This window comes from Arthrobacter sp. AOP36-A1-22, from assembly GCF_052377615.1.
Taxonomy (GTDB): Bacteria; Actinomycetota; Actinomycetes; order Actinomycetales; family Micrococcaceae; genus Arthrobacter_H.
The window spans coordinates 120,658-136,230 of record NZ_JBQSWX010000002.1 but is presented as its reverse complement, the minus strand read 5'-3'; the positions used below and the strand labels follow the sequence as shown (position 1 = coordinate 136,230).

20 protein-coding genes, 1 pseudogene and 1 riboswitch are annotated in these 15,573 nt (G+C 66.0%); of the genes and pseudogenes, 9 read left to right on the top strand and 12 right to left on the bottom strand.

Going from position 1 to position 15,573, the window contains the following annotated elements:
- Positions 1 to 32: 32 nt before the first annotated feature.
- Together ACT3S2_RS01990 and ACT3S2_RS01985 are read right to left on the bottom strand one after the other, a co-directional pair.
- Positions 33 to 485, bottom strand: coding sequence for a hypothetical protein (locus ACT3S2_RS01990; protein WP_444553876.1), 453 nt, complete (start codon positions 483 to 485; stop codon positions 33 to 35).
- A 41-nt stretch (positions 486 to 526) separates the two neighbouring features.
- Entirely contained in the window at positions 527 to 733 is a 207-nt protein-coding gene (locus tag ACT3S2_RS01985) for a hypothetical protein (protein WP_444553877.1), read from the bottom strand.
- Positions 734 to 798: 65 nt separating this feature from the next.
- Here ACT3S2_RS01985 and ACT3S2_RS01980 point away from each other — a divergent pair, with 65 nt between their 5' ends.
- The gene (locus ACT3S2_RS01980) at positions 799 to 1,251 is read left to right on the top strand and encodes an SRPBCC family protein (RefSeq protein ID WP_444553878.1); all 453 of its coding nucleotides are present in this window, start codon (positions 799 to 801) and stop codon (positions 1,249 to 1,251) included.
- 202 nt (positions 1,252 to 1,453) lie between these two features.
- On the opposite strand, the gene ACT3S2_RS01975 is transcribed toward ACT3S2_RS01980, so the two are convergent.
- Complete coding sequence (locus ACT3S2_RS01975; RefSeq protein ID WP_444553879.1) at positions 1,454 to 2,122, bottom strand: DUF6226 family protein; 669 nt, start codon at positions 2,120 to 2,122, stop codon at positions 1,454 to 1,456.
- 152 nt (positions 2,123 to 2,274) lie between these two features.
- Positions 2,275 to 2,390: riboswitch (SAM riboswitch) on the top strand.
- Between the two features lie 34 nt (positions 2,391 to 2,424).
- Between ACT3S2_RS01975 and ACT3S2_RS01970 the strand changes: the two genes are divergently transcribed.
- The 3 genes and pseudogenes from ACT3S2_RS01970 to ACT3S2_RS01960 all read left to right on the top strand — a co-directional run.
- Complete coding sequence (locus ACT3S2_RS01970; protein WP_444553880.1) at positions 2,425 to 2,967, top strand: OsmC family protein; 543 nt, start codon at positions 2,425 to 2,427, stop codon at positions 2,965 to 2,967.
- A gap of 545 nt (positions 2,968 to 3,512) precedes the next feature.
- Positions 3,513 to 4,130 carry a DUF805 domain-containing protein gene (locus tag ACT3S2_RS01965; RefSeq protein ID WP_444553881.1) on the top strand — a complete coding sequence of 206 codons (618 nt, stop codon included), beginning with the start codon at positions 3,513 to 3,515 and terminating at the stop codon, positions 4,128 to 4,130.
- Positions 4,131 to 4,323: 193 nt separating this feature from the next.
- A pseudogene (locus tag ACT3S2_RS01960) lies at positions 4,324 to 4,611 on the top strand (DUF805 domain-containing protein); the annotation flags it as partial.
- A 275-nt stretch (positions 4,612 to 4,886) separates the two neighbouring features.
- On the opposite strand, the gene ACT3S2_RS01955 reads toward ACT3S2_RS01960, so the two are convergent.
- The 9 genes from ACT3S2_RS01955 to ACT3S2_RS01915 form a co-directional block, all read right to left on the bottom strand.
- Complete coding sequence (locus ACT3S2_RS01955) at positions 4,887 to 5,726, bottom strand: ABC transporter permease subunit (RefSeq protein WP_444553882.1); 840 nt, start codon at positions 5,724 to 5,726, stop codon at positions 4,887 to 4,889.
- Positions 5,723 to 6,685 carry an ABC transporter ATP-binding protein gene (locus ACT3S2_RS01950; protein ID WP_444553883.1) on the bottom strand — a complete coding sequence of 321 codons (963 nt, stop codon included), beginning with the start codon at positions 6,683 to 6,685 and terminating at the stop codon, positions 5,723 to 5,725. The genes ACT3S2_RS01955 and ACT3S2_RS01950 overlap by 4 nt, the downstream gene beginning before the upstream one ends.
- Positions 6,669 to 7,334 (bottom strand): TetR/AcrR family transcriptional regulator, encoded by a 666-nt coding sequence (locus ACT3S2_RS01945; RefSeq protein ID WP_444553884.1) that lies wholly within the window; start codon positions 7,332 to 7,334, stop codon positions 6,669 to 6,671. The genes ACT3S2_RS01950 and ACT3S2_RS01945 overlap by 17 nt, the downstream gene beginning before the upstream one ends.
- 109 nt (positions 7,335 to 7,443) lie before the next feature.
- Positions 7,444 to 8,850 (bottom strand): MBL fold metallo-hydrolase, encoded by a 1,407-nt coding sequence (locus ACT3S2_RS01940; RefSeq protein ID WP_444553885.1) that lies wholly within the window; start codon positions 8,848 to 8,850, stop codon positions 7,444 to 7,446.
- Between the two features lie 129 nt (positions 8,851 to 8,979).
- Complete coding sequence (locus ACT3S2_RS01935) at positions 8,980 to 10,254, bottom strand: MFS transporter (RefSeq protein ID WP_444561134.1); 1,275 nt, start codon at positions 10,252 to 10,254, stop codon at positions 8,980 to 8,982.
- Positions 10,255 to 10,316: 62 nt separating this feature from the next.
- Positions 10,317 to 10,685, bottom strand: a complete 369-nt coding sequence (trxA, locus tag ACT3S2_RS01930) for a thioredoxin (RefSeq protein WP_444553887.1) — start codon at positions 10,683 to 10,685, stop codon at positions 10,317 to 10,319.
- Positions 10,686 to 10,725: 40 nt separating this feature from the next.
- Positions 10,726 to 11,616, bottom strand: a complete 891-nt coding sequence (locus tag ACT3S2_RS01925) for a sulfite exporter TauE/SafE family protein (RefSeq protein ID WP_444553888.1) — start codon at positions 11,614 to 11,616, stop codon at positions 10,726 to 10,728.
- Positions 11,617 to 11,661: 45 nt separating this feature from the next.
- Entirely contained in the window at positions 11,662 to 11,958 is a 297-nt protein-coding gene (locus ACT3S2_RS01920; RefSeq protein WP_444553889.1) for a rhodanese-like domain-containing protein, read from the bottom strand.
- Positions 11,959 to 11,987: 29 nt separating this feature from the next.
- Positions 11,988 to 12,581, bottom strand: coding sequence for a rhodanese-like domain-containing protein (locus tag ACT3S2_RS01915; RefSeq protein ID WP_444553890.1), 594 nt, complete (start codon positions 12,579 to 12,581; stop codon positions 11,988 to 11,990).
- 118 nt (positions 12,582 to 12,699) lie between these two features.
- Between ACT3S2_RS01915 and ACT3S2_RS01910 the strand changes: the two genes are divergently transcribed.
- The 5 genes from ACT3S2_RS01910 to ACT3S2_RS01890 all read left to right on the top strand — a co-directional run bounded on the left by ACT3S2_RS01910 (position 12,700) and on the right by ACT3S2_RS01890 (position 15,552).
- Positions 12,700 to 12,957, top strand: a complete 258-nt coding sequence (locus ACT3S2_RS01910) for a metal-sensitive transcriptional regulator (RefSeq protein ID WP_444553891.1) — start codon at positions 12,700 to 12,702, stop codon at positions 12,955 to 12,957.
- Positions 12,958 to 13,069: 112 nt separating this feature from the next.
- Positions 13,070 to 13,267 carry a hypothetical protein gene (locus ACT3S2_RS01905; protein ID WP_444553892.1) on the top strand — a complete coding sequence of 66 codons (198 nt, stop codon included), beginning with the start codon at positions 13,070 to 13,072 and terminating at the stop codon, positions 13,265 to 13,267.
- Between the two features lie 36 nt (positions 13,268 to 13,303).
- Positions 13,304 to 13,492, top strand: a complete 189-nt coding sequence (locus tag ACT3S2_RS01900; RefSeq protein ID WP_444553893.1) for a hypothetical protein — start codon at positions 13,304 to 13,306, stop codon at positions 13,490 to 13,492.
- A gap of 87 nt (positions 13,493 to 13,579) precedes the next feature.
- Positions 13,580 to 14,587 (top strand): uridine-preferring nucleoside hydrolase UriH, encoded by a 1,008-nt coding sequence (uriH, locus tag ACT3S2_RS01895; RefSeq protein WP_444561133.1) that lies wholly within the window; start codon positions 13,580 to 13,582, stop codon positions 14,585 to 14,587.
- Positions 14,584 to 15,552 (top strand): ribokinase, encoded by a 969-nt coding sequence (locus ACT3S2_RS01890; RefSeq protein ID WP_444561132.1) that lies wholly within the window; start codon positions 14,584 to 14,586, stop codon positions 15,550 to 15,552. The genes uriH and ACT3S2_RS01890 overlap by 4 nt, the downstream gene beginning before the upstream one ends.
- The last annotated feature ends 21 nt before the right edge of the window (positions 15,553 to 15,573 follow it).

Sequence of the window (15,573 nt, the reverse complement as noted above, 5' to 3'; positions counted from 1 at the left end):
CCATTCGCCGGCGCGGCCGTTGCCGGCCGCCTTCAGCCCATGCGCGAATTCGCCAGGATGATGCCGATGGGGGCCGATACCAGGATGATCACGATCATCGCCCGGTATCCATAAAGCCACCACCGCTGTTCCGAGGCAGCACCGCGGGCCGCCCAGATGAACAGGCCCATGGCGACGACGATCAGCCCCGCACCAATCCACGTCAGCAACGTCAGGGAGAACATCGAGCCACCCAGTACGGCGATATTGGCGAGGTTGTACGTCAAGACTTCGGCCGAAACGAAGCCCTCCGACGGGGTTTTTACGGCCAACCGGGCCTGGCCCAGGCCCAGCACCACTTGCGCGACACCGACCACCAGCACCAGATAGGCGACCGCCCAGGCGGCCAAATAGGACGGGGAGGCGGCACTGATGGCGGAGAAGAGACCACCGAGCAGCATGCCGAGGCCACCGATGACGAGGAAGGGAGTCGCTGTTCTGTTCACGCCTACAGACTACGGATTCACCGTCTCCCGTGGAACAACCCTCAGGCCCGGTTCTTCAGGGTGTCTTGACGCCGAAACTCCCGCACCCATACGGAGAGCGTGAATCCGGAGCCTGCGACGATGAGCGCGCCGATCACGGGCAGCCACCAGGATTCCCCGAAGAGCCCGAAGACCAACAGCAGTAGACCCACGAGGATCATGGCGCAGTAGGCGGCAATCAGGAGGCGTTGCTGGGTGGAGAAGCGCATACGCGCACCGTACCGCGTATTCGCCGACCTTTCGAGAGGCGGGCAACACCTGAGAGACTCTGCCCATGAGCGTTTCCTTCCAGTGCACGACGTGGACCACCATCCCTCAGGAACACTTATTCGATCTGGCCCGGAACATCGACACCCATCAACAATCGCTGGCGAAGTCCCGGGAGGAGGCCATCGCCGGTGTCACTTCCGGCCTCATCTCACTCGGTGAGAACGTGACATGGCGGGCTTGGCACTTTGGCGTCCCCCTGAAGATGACCAGCCGCATCATGCAGATGGAAGCACCGCACTCCTTCATCGACGAACAGGTCAAGGGCCCGTTCCGCTGGTTTCGTCATATCCATGAGTTCAGCCAGGAGTCGGGGGGAACAACCATGGTTGACCGCGTCGATTTCGCCGCACCGTTCGGCCCTCTCGGTCGTTTGGCAGAGAAGCTCTTCCTGGCCCGTTATCTGCAGAAGCTCATCGAGGAGCGGAACCGCCATCTCAGCGCCGGGCCCGTGGACTAATTAGCGGCCCTGATTGCGCGGATGCTTCCGTGCAACGCGTTCATTTCCGCGCTTATGGTTGCCGGTGATTCGCGCCATGAGTGCCTGCGGTTCTTGTGTTTCGATGTCGGCCAGGAAGCACGTGGCCATCATCCCGCGCAGTGTTGACGCCCGCCGGCCCTGATGGAAGATCACGACGGAACCGCCACGGGCACACGGTTTGTCAGCCCCCTGCCGCACCAGCCGCGTCTCGCACCGCTTCCGGCCACGGCCGCCAGTGCCCATCGGAAGGGAGCATGGCTTCTGCCACCTCCATCCTTCCCTCGGGCACATCCTCGGCATGGATGCACCCGGCTTCTTCCCACCGGCCCGGCTCGGCCAGCCGATAATCGACAGATTGGTCGTCGTTGGGATTAATTCGTTCAAAATAGCCGCCTGAGACGACGGCTCGCACCACGGATTCAAGGTTTTCCAACAGCTCCTGGACATCGTCATCGCAGGCATCGCAACCGCATACCGGATAGTGGGCGTCGTAGAGGGCGCCAGCGTGCAGGAAGATCCCCGGGAACCCGGTGAAGACGAAGGTCAGCGGGGCCGCGAGCAGGTTGGACGGGACGACCCGGACCGCGTGGACGACGTCCTCCGAGGGGAACAGCAGATCGGAAGCAACCTCCGGGTCCCGTTCGGCGACGACGTCAAAGGCGTCCAACAGCCAGTCGAGCTGGGCATCAGCGACCTCATGCAAGGGAGCGAACCGGTGTCGATGGCCCACCGTGGAGTAGGCGCGCGAAGGCGGAGACATCCCTTCCCACCGATGGCCGTAGGCGATCGGGGCGCCCTGTCCATCGCGATGGATCTCCGGGGTGAACTCCGGGCGCCGGTATCCGCTCATGGCCCCACGATAACCGCTGGGATACCCCCTGGCGAGGGGAATCCTGCTGCGGGGATGGCGGGCTCTCCACCCGCGGATGACCCGGCGTATGTCTCCGGATGACGCGACGCGTTTGCCCGATCGGCGTTCCCGCCAGCAGAATCGAACCCAAGAATCAAGAGATCCAACCTGAGGCCCTGGCCGGTTGGACGGCAACCCCCTTCGCCATAGTGGGGTGCCCCAGGTGACGATTCGACGCCGTCCCGACCGGGAGGCGTAAGTATGGCGCAGCGCCACGCTCGCCATGACAGCGAAGGAACGCCATGACCCAGACCCTTGCAGAAACCAGCATTTCCAACCGCGCCGAACGCCTCGATTCCGCGGGATCCGCCTGGGCGGAACGGATCGGTCAGAACACTGCCAGCGCATCGCTGCAGTTCCGCGCGACGGCCGACCCGGTGGGCTCGGTCGGTTCGACCATCCGCGCCGGACGCCACGAATTCACCGTCGACGAACCGGCGGCATTGGCCGGGGACGACGTCGCCGCCAGCCCCGTCGAATACGCCCTCGGGGCGTTGATCTCCTGCCAGGTGGTGGTCTACCGCCTCTATGCTCACCAGCTGGGCATCACGATCGACTCGCTGGACATCTCGGCGGACGCCGACCTGGATGTGCGCGGCCTGTTCGGCATCGAGGACAAGGTCCGCCCGGGATTCGGTGATGTGCGGCTGACCGTGGACGTCTCGGGTCCGGCCACCGAGGAACGCTATGCCGAACTCCAGGCGGCCGTCGACGCCCACTGCCCGGTATTGGACGTCTTCACGAACCCGACCCCGGTGACCACGACCCTGCGGGTCAACTCCTAGAAGGCGGCCAGCAGCCGACTCCCAACAGGACCTCCGAACCGGCTGTACCTGCCGAATTGCACGGTGTTGTCCCTGGGGCTGCGGCTCCTGGTGTCCAGTCACGATCCATGAAGCAGCGATCTCTTGATGTTCATGAAGTGAGCTTCTGTCTAGTTCGACGGTCCAGTGACAACTGTCCGGCTCCCGGCACCGTGATGGCCAAGTTGAAACCGCTGAGCTGTCGTGGATCGGGGTCTTCCCCGAGGACCAGTGCGCCCAGGCCTGCCACTGCCGGCGGCGGGAGCCGTCAGCAGGGCAGTGGCGGTGGCCGGCAGCCTCCAGAGGTCCCCCTGAACCACAAGGTGTAGGCGGGCAATCCTCCGATGCCACCGAGCTAGAGGTAGCCGGTTGCCCCGGCGGCCTCGAGCTAGTCGGGGTGGCTCCGGGGGCCTACCCCACACCAAGGGCAGACACGACGCGACATGGGGAGTCCTCCCCATCGCATGTCAAGGCTCCATCTGGAAGACTACTCCCGATCACCCGAAATACTTTCGATGGAGGAAATTTTGAGCAGCAGCACCCCCAACCCCTATGGCAACCCCGGAGGGGTCACCATGCCCACCCATGGTGAGGCTCCCTTGGACCAGCCGCTCTACGGGGCCAGCTTCGGCCAGGCCATCAAGCGCTTCTTCAAGAAGTATGCGACCTTCTCGGGTCGGGCCAGCCGCAGCGAGTTCTGGTTCTTCGCGCTTTTCAACGCCATCGTCTACACCGTGTTCTACGGCTTGGCGATCGGATTCGGACTGGCCGGCTCCGACCCCGTCACCGGTGAAATGGGTGCCGGCGGGGCCATCCCCTCCTTGGTGATCGGGCTCTATGGGTTGGCCATCATCATCCCGTCCATCGCCCTGAGCGTCCGCCGCCTGCACGACGGCAACTTCAGCGGATTCCTGTACCTGCTGATCCTGGTGCCGATTCTCGGTGGGCTCGTGGTCCTCGTCCTCATGATCATGCCCTCCGTCCCCGAAGGTGCTCGTTTCGACGCCGATGGCGGCGCGGCAGCCTACGGGAACGCCTTTGGCACCTCTGCCGGGTACCCGGGAGCACCGGCTGCCGGCGGCGGTTTCGCGGGCCAGAACCCCCCACAGGGCTACCAGCAGCCCACCGACCCGACCCAGGGCTAGCCAAGCCCCGGCGATGTCCCGGCGGTCCGCCGCCGGGGCATCGGCCCCGCACGCCAGCGCACACCGCCTGGCCTCGACTCCCCCGGAGAACCCCTTGAGCGCTGGTTACCCCAACCCCTACGGCGGCCCCGCGGGATCCGTCGCCCCGTAAAGCAACCCCTCGGGGCGCACCGTCACCTTCGGGGAGGTCCCGGTGGAGCAGCCGCTCTACGGCGCGGATTTCTATCAATCCGTGAAGCGCTTCTTCGGCAAATATGCAACCTTCAGTGGTCGAGCGAGCCGGAGTGAGTACTGGTGGTTCTGCCTCTTCAACAGCATCGTCTATCTCGTCCTCTTCGCCGTGTTCATCGTTCTCGGGGTCGGTGGCATGGACCCGGTGACCGGCGAGATGGGGCTCGGCGCCGCCTTCCCGCTCCTGCTGCTCACTGTCTACTGGCTGGGGACCTTCGTCCCGAACATCGCGCTCTGCGTGCGTCGGCTGCATGATGGGAACTTCAGCGGGCTGTTGTACCTGCTCACCCTGATCCCTTTCTTCGGCGGGGCTGCTCCTCTTCATCCTCCTGCTCATGCCCTCGGCCCCCCGCCGGCGCCCGTTTCGACGCGGATGGCGGAGCGGCAGCCGGCGCGGCCATGCTCGGGGCACCCACCGGGCATCCAGGCTCCGCGGTCGGCTACCCCGGCGCCCCGGCCGGCGATCCCGCGGGGCAGTACCCTCCACAGGGCCACCGGCAGCCCACCGATCCGACGCGGGGCTAGTCACGCCCCACGGATGTCCCGGCGGTTCAATGCCAGCACCGAGAGCCCGATGCACACCAGACCCACCCCTGCCAGCAGGAGGGCCGCCGGGACATCCACCCCGCTCACCAGCGGGGATTGTCCGTAGGCCCAGTAGTAGGGCGACAGCCCGTGCAACCATTCCAGTTCCGGATTCTGGTTGCCGATGGCGTTGAAGGCGTATCCCAGCACCGCCACCACGGCTCCGACGCCGATCCCGTGGATCCGCCGCCCCCCGATAGCCCCGCCCAATAAGGCGAAGGAGCCGTTGAAGAACACCAGCAGGGCGAACATCAGCACCCCTGCCACGGCATGGCCGGCGTCGATCCCCAGTTCCGAGGGCCCCTTGAGGATCAGCAGCACGGCCAGGATGAACAGGTGCAGGAGCAGGATCCTCATGACCAGCGCCGCGGCCCGTTCGAGGACCAGCTGGCTGCGGGTCACGCCGTGGGCCAGGGTGAGTTCGAGCAGGCCCGATTCCTCATCCCCACCAATGGCAGCCGCCCCGGCGCCGACGGCCATGATCGTCATCAGCAGGAAGCCGATCAGGCCGAAGACGGTCGCCTGGGTGTAGCCCGGTCCGCTGGTGATCTGGCCGTAGTTCAACGCGTCGACGAGTTCGGGGGGCAGGGACTGGATCATTTGCTTCATCTGCTCGCTGCCCCCGATGGACGGGTAGAGCGGCAGATACAGGCCCATCACCGCCAGCATGGCCAGCGCCCAGATGAGCATCGAGGCCTTCGCATCGATGAGCGCCTTGGAGAAGAGCGGAAGGACTCGCGGACGGCTTTGCCGGCCGCGGTGCAGGGCGGTGGCGCTCATGAGGTGGTCCTTCCGGCGCCGTGGTGCCCGTCGGTGGTTCCCGGGGTCCGGTACAACCCCAAGACCACCTCTTCCAGATCCGGTTCCTCCACGGCCAGGTCCACGGGCCGCAGCCGGGGCAGGAGGTCCACCAGCTCAGCCACCGGACCGGACCACGTCGCCGAGGCCTGGCACACCGGCCGGCCGTCGCCGTCTTGCATCTGCTCCAGCCGTAACCCGTCGAGGCCTTCCAGCGCCCCCAATAGCCCCCGCACCTGGTCGACGGGCAGCGGGGTTTGGATGCGCAGGCGGCTGGTGGCTCCCTCGCGTAGTTCGGCGACCGTGGAGGTCGTGGCAATGGCTCCTTCGCGCAGGATCGCCACGGTGTCTGCCGCCTGTTGGATCTCGCTGATGACGTGCGAGGAGAGGAAGACCGTTTGCCCGGCTTCGCGTGCTTCGGCGACCAAGGACAGGAATTCTTGTTGCATCAGCGGGTCCAGTCCGCTGGTGGGTTCATCGAGGATGAGCAGTTCGGGTTCGTGCATGAAGGCCTGGATGATCCCGAGCTTCTGCTTATTGCCCTTGGACAGCCGACGGGTCTGCCGATCCAGGTCGAGCCCGAGGCGTTCCGCCAGCCCCTCGACCCGGCCGGAGGCGACGGGCCCGCTGATGTCCTCGAAGTGGCGCAATAGCCGCCGTCCGGTGGTCCTGCCCTCGAGGATCAGTTCCCCGGGCAGGTAGCCGATGCGTCGTCGGAGGTCCGGACCGGCCTGGCGCGGTGGGACGCCGAGGACACCGAGGTGTCCGGCGCTGGGCCGGATGATGTCCAGCAGGCAACGCATCAGCGTGGTCTTTCCGGCGCCGTTGGGCCCGATGACCCCGAACACGGATCCGCGCGGGACGGCGAAGTCGATACCGTGCAGGACCTCGTTGTTTCCGTAGCTCTTGTGCAGTCCAGTGACTTCAATGGCGTGGCCCATGACCGTCCTTTTCTTCGAGCGTGGTGGCGGCTTCCCGCGTAGCGTCAAGGAATGCGGAGTCCGTATACAACGGATGCGTATAAAGGTCGACGGCGGGGACCGCGAGTCGGTCGATGGCTTCCACACCGAACCCCTGCTGGCCCAAACCACGGGCGACATGGCGACCCAGGACCAGCAGGCCCAACGACTGGGTGACCATCAGGGCGGCAGTGGCTTCGGGGTCCCCGACCTGGCGCATAGTCCCGGCCCGGGCGCCGTCCTGGAGGATCTGCAGAGTCAGGGAGAAGTAGGCGTCGAAGAGGGAGTCCCCTGCCTCCGAATCCTCCACCACCGCTCGTCGGATATAGGCGAGCTCACGTTCATATGCAGCGGGGTTGGCCAGATATTCGGTCAGTGCGTCACGCAGCTTGGCGGGGTCTTGGGACTTGGCGGTGGCCGATTCATGGGCCGTTTCCAACACGTGGGTATCGCAGGCCCGGCGCAGCCCCTCCTTGGTGCCGAAATAGTGGATGACCAGCCCTGGGGAGACCTCGGCGGCGGAGGCGATGTCGCGCACCGTGGTCCGGGAGAAGCCGTGCCGACCGAAGAGGGTGATCGCGGCATCGCGGATCCTGGCCCGGGTCGTGACATCACCATCAATTGAACGCATGTTTAAGATACTAAACAACGGTTCAGCATAGTCAAGGGTCGGACGCTGCACGCACGCAAAGGAGGCGGCCCCGCAGTGGGGGGCCGCCTCCTTTCGTCAGGGAATGAGCCTAGGCATTCACTGCCTGGCATGCTCCCTTCCATGCCTCCCAGCCGGCATAGCTGCCGTCGAGCTCGATGACGTCGTGACCGGCACGGCGCAGGGCGCTGGCGGCGACCGAGTTACGCACCCCGCTCTGGCAGTAGGTCACGATGGTGCCCGAGGTCGGCAGCTCGTCCTGGTGCCACAGGACGCGCCCGCCACTGAGCTGTTCGGAGCCGGGGATGTGGCCCTCCGCGTGTTCGGTCTTATTGCGCACATCGAGCACGAGTGCCGCGTCGAAGCCCTCGAGTTCCTCTGGCTGGAGCAGCGCCGGGGTATGCATCGGCAGCCCCTCCAGGCCGGTGACGTAACCGGCGACCCGGTCGATCCCGACCCGCACCAGGTGGTCCCACATCTCCTGGGCTTGATCCTGGGTGTCCGCCAGCAGAACCAGTGGACGCTCATCGGTCTCCGGGTCCACCGCCCAGGCGCCATAGCTGGCAATCTTCTGACCAGCGGGGATGTTCAGCGAGTGGTCCACCGTGCCCTGGTGCACCTCGTGGTGTGATCGGGTATCGACGAAGCTCACCGTGTCCAGTTCGAGATCGCGGCGAACGTCGTCGGTGGAGAGCTCCTCCAGGGCGGGGCGTTCGCCCAGCATCGCCGGGCCATCTCGGTTTTCCCGCTTCATCCGACCGAAGTAGGCATGGGCATCGGGCTGGCCGTTGAGCAGCTCGTGAACGAAACCCTGCTCGTCATTAGCGGCAATGTACGGTCCCCACCAGGAGTAGAGGCGCTCATACCCGACGGTGGTCGCCGGGACCGCACCGAGGGCCTTGCCGCAGGCGCTGCCCGAACCATGGGCCGGCAGGACCTGGACGTAATCCGGTAGGGCCAGGAACTTCTCGCGCAGGCTCGTGAAGATGAGGCTGGCCCCTTCGAACCGGGTATCCACTCCTCCGGCTGCCTCGTCGAGCAGATCCGGCCGGCCGAGGTCCCCGACGAAGACGAAGTCCCCGGAGAGCATGAAGCCGGGCTGATCGGAGAAGGCCCCGTCGGTCACCAGGAACGAGAGGTGCTCCGGGGTATGCCCGGGGGTATGGGAGGCGGTGAGCTTGATGTTCCCGACGGTGATGTCATCGCCGTCGTAGAGCCGGTTGGCCTCGAAGTCATATTGCCAGTCGGGGCCACCTTCGCCGGAAACATACATTTCGGCCCCGGTGGCAGCGGCCAGTTCACGGGTACCTGAGAGGTAGTCGGCGTGGATGTGGGTTTCGGTCACCGCGACGATGCGCATGCCGTTTTCCGCCGCAAGGTCCAAATAGGTCTGGATGTCCCGGCGGGCGTCGACCACCACGGCCTCGCCGTTGCGCTGACAGCCGATGAAGTAACTTGCCTGCGCCAGATCTTGGTCGTAAATGCGCTCGAGTAGCATGCGATCTCCTTCGCGTGATTCGATACCCCGGGGGGTATTGGTTTCATGACGACAATAATACACCCGGGGGTATTTCTCAACCAATGGGTCCCCGGCGTCGAAACTGTTTTAGTAGTGCGTAGGGGTGTTTCAGGCGGGGATGGGGTGATGGGTTTCCTTCAGCCGGGCGGCGACGACGATCGCCGTGAGTACGCTCAGGATCGCTGCCATGACGACCGCGGCCTGCAAGCCCAGGGCGTCGGCCACCAGGCCTCCCGCGATTGCACCCACCGCGTAGCCCGCATCACGCCAGACCCGGTAGACCCCCACGGCCCTCCCCCTCCAGGCTGGATGGGCAACGTCCCCGACAACGGCCAGCAGCGTGGGGTAGACCATCGCGGTTCCGACCCCCAGCAGCGCGGCCGCTGCCGCCCAGATGCCGAACCCGTCTCCGGCGGCGATGACGGCGAGCGCAACTCCTTGGACGGCCATCCCCCAGACCACCAGCTGTTTGCGCCCGATCCGGTCGGACAGTGCTCCGGTGACTAGCTGCCCAAGGCCCCAGACGCCCGGGTAGATGGCGAAGAGGAGTCCGATCCGCCCGTCGCTGAGGTGAGCCGTGGCGAACAGTAGGGGGAAGACGCCCCAGGAGAGCCCGAAGTTCAGGTTGTTCACCAACCCCGCCCAGCTGGCCGAGGAGAGTGAGGGGTCCTTGAAGCTGGTCAGCTCGGCGATCCGCCGGTTGTCCAGCTGCGCGTCCGCCCGGGTGGGGCCCGCAGACCGTGCCGTCGCCTGTTGTTCTGCTTCCAACCGGGCGTGGCCCTTGGTTTCACGGACGAACAGGCCGGTGAGCACGAGCCCGAGGGCCGTATAGGCGATCCCGAGGAGGAACGGGGCGGGACGCAAACCGAATTGTTCGGCCAGATGCCCGGTCAGCAGGGAGGTGATGGCCACGGCACCGTATCCCGCCGCTTCGTTGAACCCCATCGCCAGGCCTCGCCGGTTCGGTCCGATCAGGTCGATCTTCATCACCACGGTGGTGGACCAGGTCAGGCCCTGGTTGACGCCCAACAGGATATTCGCGGCCACGACCCATCCCCAGCTGGGAGCCAGGATGAGCATCAAGGGGACCGGGACGGCGAAAAGCCAACCTATCATCAGTACTGGTTTGCGCCCGTGACGGTCCGAGAGCGTTCCGGCGAACCAGTTGCTGACGGCCTTGGCGATGCCGAAGGCCGCGACATAGGAAAAGATGAACGTGTACCCGGAGAGGCCGAACTCGGCGCCGGCGAGCAGGGGCAGCACCGTTTGCTGCTGGCCCACCATTCCACCGACGAGGGCGTTGACCGCCACGAGCAGCACGAACTGCGGGGCATTCGCCCGCAACCCCAACACGGGGATCCTCGCGCCGGACTTTTTCTTCATGCGGGACTTCCCTTCGGTCGGTGTCAGGCGGTTCGGCGAGAGCCGCTTCAGCGGCCCGGGTTTCAGGCTTGCTGACCCTGCTGCTCCAGTTGGGAGCGGACGGTATCCATATCGAGTTCCTTCACGGCTTCGATGACCTTTTCCAGCTCCTTCCCTGGCAGGGCACCCGGCTGACTGAATACGAGGATGCCATCACGGAAGGCCATCAGTGTCGGGATGGAGCTGATGCCCGCGGACGCCGACAGGGCTTGTTCGGCCTCCGTGTCGACCTTTCCAAAGAGTACGTCGGCATGGTTGTTCGAGGACTTCTCGTAGGTGGGGGCGAACGAACGACACGGTCCGCACCAGGCCGCCCAGAAGTCCACCAGGACGATGGGGTTCTCTTGCAGGGTTTTCTCGAAGTTCTTTTCGGTCAGGTCGATGGTGGACATGTTGACTCCTTTTCGTGGTGACGGTGGTTCCGTCGAATAGTTAGCGGGAGGTCGTGATGACGGGCTCTTCGTTGGAGGCGAGGAAGCGGGCCTTGCACGAGGGAATGAGGTACCTGCAGGCCACCGCGGCCACCGCCAGTACGACCCCGAGAATGCCGACCACCAGGTTGGCCGGGGCCGGTAGCTCCTGGACCAGGACGAACACGCCCATGGCCAGGACGAACACCCCAAATCCCTTGCGCAACGCGTTTTCGGGGATCCTGCCGGCCAGCCGCGAACCGACCAGTGAACCCAGGATCGCTGCGGCAGTCACCCCCGACACCAGGGCCCAGTCCAGGGAGATGGTGGTCAGGTACCCGCCCAGTCCGGCGAAGGACTTCAGGGCGATGACCACCAATGAGGTGCCGACGGCCACGGGCATGGACAGCCCGCCCATCAGCGCCAGCGCGGGAACAACAAGGAATCCGCCGCCGGCACCGACGAGCCCGGTGAACAGGCCGACGACCAGGCCTTCGAGGATGACCTTGCCCAGCGGAAGATCGCCGTCGTGCACCTGCGCACCTCCGCCCTTGCGGCCACGGATCATGGCCATCGACGTGGCAACCATCATCAGCGCGAAGGCGATCATGAGCACCGTTCCGGGGATATGTCCGCCCAGCAGTCCGCCGCCGAAGGCCCCCGCCATGCCGGCGGCCCCGAAAACCAGGCCGGTGCGCCACTTCACCCGGCCGTTGCGGGCATGACTCACGGCACTGACCGCCGAGGTGGCCCCCACCACGAACAACGAGGCGGCGATGGCCTCCTTGGGATTCATTCCTGCGACATAGGTCAGGATCGGAACGGTGAGGATGGAGCCACCCCCGCCGAGCAGGCCGAGGGAGAGTCCGATCAGCACCGAAAGGACGAGTGTCAACAGGAGGGTCAGCGTCATGGCAGGGTCCTTATCGGAAGTCGGAGGAAGGCGGGGGCCCTCGGGCTAGGCGGTGGGCAGGCCGGCGCCCTGCCAGGCGGACATGCCGCCGGCCATGGTGTCCGCCGTGTAGCCGGCGGCGTTGAGCGCATCGGCCACCTGGGCACTGCGGTTTCCGCTGCGGCAGACCACGATCACGGGGCGGTTGGCATCAAGCTCCTCCACGCGTTCGTTCAGTTGTCCCATCGGGATGTGCACGGCGCCGGGGATCATTCCTTCGGCGGTTTCGAAGTCCTCGCGGACATCGAGGACCTGTTCGGTCCTGCGGCGTTGGTCGGTTTCGGTGATCGTGGTTTCAGGCATGGTGGCTCCGTTGGGGTCAGGGGTGGAAATCAGTGGTTCGAACGCGGGATCTGGCCGATCACCGCACGAGGCGCCGGGCAGGTCGCCCCCTGGTTCCATGGCATCTTGGACAGCGCCTGGCCCATGGCGCAGGTGTTGGTGGCCGCCGAGACGGTCAGCCCGGTGCCGATCGCTCCGGAAAGCAGCCGGAGCCTGGGTGAGAGGAACTTCCCGGCCAGCAGGCCGGCGACGACCAGGGATCCAGCCACCAGGCGTACCTGACGCTCGAGATCCCAGCGCTGGACGCCACGGACGACGTCGCCCCCGGCGGCGGCAAAAGCGGGCACCCCGCCATCGAGCACCTGGGCATGGTCGACCCCGACGCCGTCGAGGCGGGTGCGCGCCTGGTCGGCACGGACCCCCGACTGGCAGACCAGCACCACGCGGCCGTCGAGTCGTTCGGCCAGTTCGGCGGTGTGCTCGGAAAGCAACGGAAGCGGCACGTTATAGGAGCCACGAATGTGCATGGTCTCGAATTCGGCGGCGGAGCGGACGTCGATGATCTTCACGTCCTGCTGCTCGTCGATCCAGTTGCGGACCGTCTGCGCATCGAGATCGGTGACGGCGGGTGTTGCAAGGGACACGTCTGCTTCTTCCTGTCGGATCAGTGGTTCCCCAGCAGTCTGGCATATACCCCCCAGGGTATGCAAAAACACCCAGGGGGGTATGATGGGACAACGCCAATCATCACAAGGAGCAGACATGCAACTCGACACCGCCGAACTCACTCCGGTCATCAATCGACTCAAGCGCGCCCAGGGCCAGCTCTCGGCCGTCACCCGGATGATCGAGGAGGGACGGGAGTGCAAGGATGTCGTCACCCAGCTCTCGGCGGTCTCCAAGGCACTGGACCGGGCCGGCTTTGCGATCATTGCCACCGGACTGGAGCAGTGCCTGGCCAGCGAGGACAACTCGATGGACAAGAAGGAACTGGAGCGCCTCTTCCTCTCGCTGGCCTAACTCGTTGGACGGCGCCCCATGCCCTGACTTTGATACCCCCGGGGGTATGTGTCACAGTAGGTTGCAGCAGGACGAATCCTGCTCGTGATGTCACCGAAACCAGGAGAAACCCATGTGCCGAGCCGTAAAATGCCGCAAATGCCAGAAGACGACGTGGGCCGGATGCGGTCAGCACGTCCAGCAGGTCATGGCGAACGTCCCCCGGGCGGACCGGTGTTCCTGCGATCCGAACGCCCCCAAGGATTCCTCGGCATCCGGCGGCTGGCTCTCGCGCCTGTTCAAGCGCACACCGACCAACACCGGGGGTTAAACTGGTCTCCTGACGCCCCTGAGAGGAGCCGCCACCATGGAGCACGACGCACGCCCCACCGTTCCCCCGGCCGATAGCACCCCGCTGCTCGGCGGAAACCCGAGCGCACCCGGCCTGCGGGAATCCCATGACCCGCAAGCCGGCCCCAGGAACCCGTGGCCGGCGCTCATCGGCATGATCACGACCCTGTCGGTTCTGGTGATCGCGCTGGTCATGCTGCTCTAGAACCGCCCTCCAACACCGCGGGTTAGGCTGGTGGACCGACGCCGGACACTGCCCGGCACCCCACCCCCTGATGACGTGGAGAAGAACATGGGCGCACACGCCGCCACCGCTGGACCCCGAAAGATCATCCTGGACTGCGACCCCGGACATGACGACGCAGTGGCGATCCTGCTGGCCCACGGAAACCCCCAGATCGAACTACTGGCCGTGACCACCGTCGTCGGTAACCAGACCTTGGCCAAGGTCACCGAAAACGCCCTCGCGGTGGGCACCATCGCGGGGATTACCGGGGTCCCCTTCGCCGCAGGTTGCGACCGCCCGTTGGTCCGACAGCTCAAGACCGCCGGCGATATCCACGGCGAGACCGGCATGGACGGACCCGCCCAGCCGGAGCCCACCATCACGGTGGATCGGCGTCACGCAGTGGATCTGATCATCGAGACGGTCATGGCCCACGAACCCGGCACGGTAACCTTGGTTCCCACCGGAGGATTGACCAACATCGCCATGGCCGCCCGCAAGGAACCGCGCATCGTTGAACGGGTGCGCGAAGTGGTGCTGATGGGCGGTGGCTACCACGTGGGCAACTGGAGTGCCGTCTCCGAATTCAACATCATCATCGACCCCGAGGCGGCCCATATCGTCTTCAACGAGGACTGGCCAGTGGTCATGGTGGGACTGGACCTGACCCATCAGGCATTGGCCACCGATGAGGTCATAGCCCGGATCGAAGCCATCGGCACCAGCCCGGCGACGTTCGTGCGCGAACTGATGGATTTCTTCGCCAGGACCTACCAGGACCATCAGGGCTTCGATGCCCCACCCGTGCACGACCCTTGCGCCGTCGCCTACGTCATCGACCCGACCATCGTCTCCACCGTGAAGGTCCCCCTCGACATCGAACTGCGCGGAACCCTGACCCTGGGCATGACGGTCGCCGACTTCCGGGCCCCGGCACCCCCTGGGTGCAACACCTCGGTCGCGGTGGATCTGGACCACGGACGGTTCTGGGATCTGGTCACCGACGCCCTCGAACGCATCGGTGACGTCGACCTGTCAGCCACCCCCTCGACTCCAGCGGAGGCCACGGCATGAACACCCCCGGCGGTGCCCCGATCCGCGGAGGCCGAGTGGTGGTCGTCGGTTCCCTGAACGCCGATCTGACCATCTACACCGAACGCCTCCCCTCCCCGGGCGAAACCCTGCACGGGGAAGGTTTCACGGTGAATCCCGGGGGCAAGAGCGCCAACCAGGCGGTCGCCGCTGGCCGGCTCGGCGCCGACGTGACTCTGCTCGGTGCCGTCGGCGATGACCCGCACGGCACCATGCTGCTCGAATCCTGTTCCGCGGCAGGCGTGGATACCCAGGCGGTACGGCGCGTGGAATCGGTGGAAACCGGCGTCGCCGTGGTGACCGTGGATGCCGCGGGCGAGAACAGCATCGTCATCTCCGCCGGAGCCAATGGAACCGTCTCGGCGGCGACGATCGCCGACGCGTCGGGGCTCTTCAGGGCTGCGGCGGTGGTGTGCCTGTGCCTGGAAGTCGCCCCTCAGGCCGTGCTGGCCGCGGCCCGGGCCGGGCACGACGCCGGGGCCACCGTGGTCCTGAATCTCTCCCCCTATGCCCCGATCACCCGGGAGTTGGCGGAGCTGACATCCGTGTTGCTGGTCAACGCCCACGAGGCCTCCCAGTTCCTGGACGGCACGGGCATCCCCGCTGCCGATGACGCCGATGACGCCTGGCACCCGGTGCTCGCCCGTTTCCTCGACCGCGGGCTGGACCGCGTGGTCGTCACCCTCGGTGCCCACGGATCGGTGGTGCTCGACCACCATCCGGACGCCGCGGCCCCGATCACCAGGATCGCCCCCACCCGGGTCCACGCGGTGGACACCACCGGGACCGGAGATGCCTTCACCGGCGCGGTGGCGACCCGACTGGCGGCCGGGGACACCCTGGCCGACGCCTCGGCCTTCGCCTCAGTGGCCGCCGCCCTGGCTGCCACGAAGAAGGGCACGCAGGCGGCCTACCCCGACGAAGCAGCGGTCGCCGCGGCACGCTAGGCCCCGCGGGCCCCGCCGTGA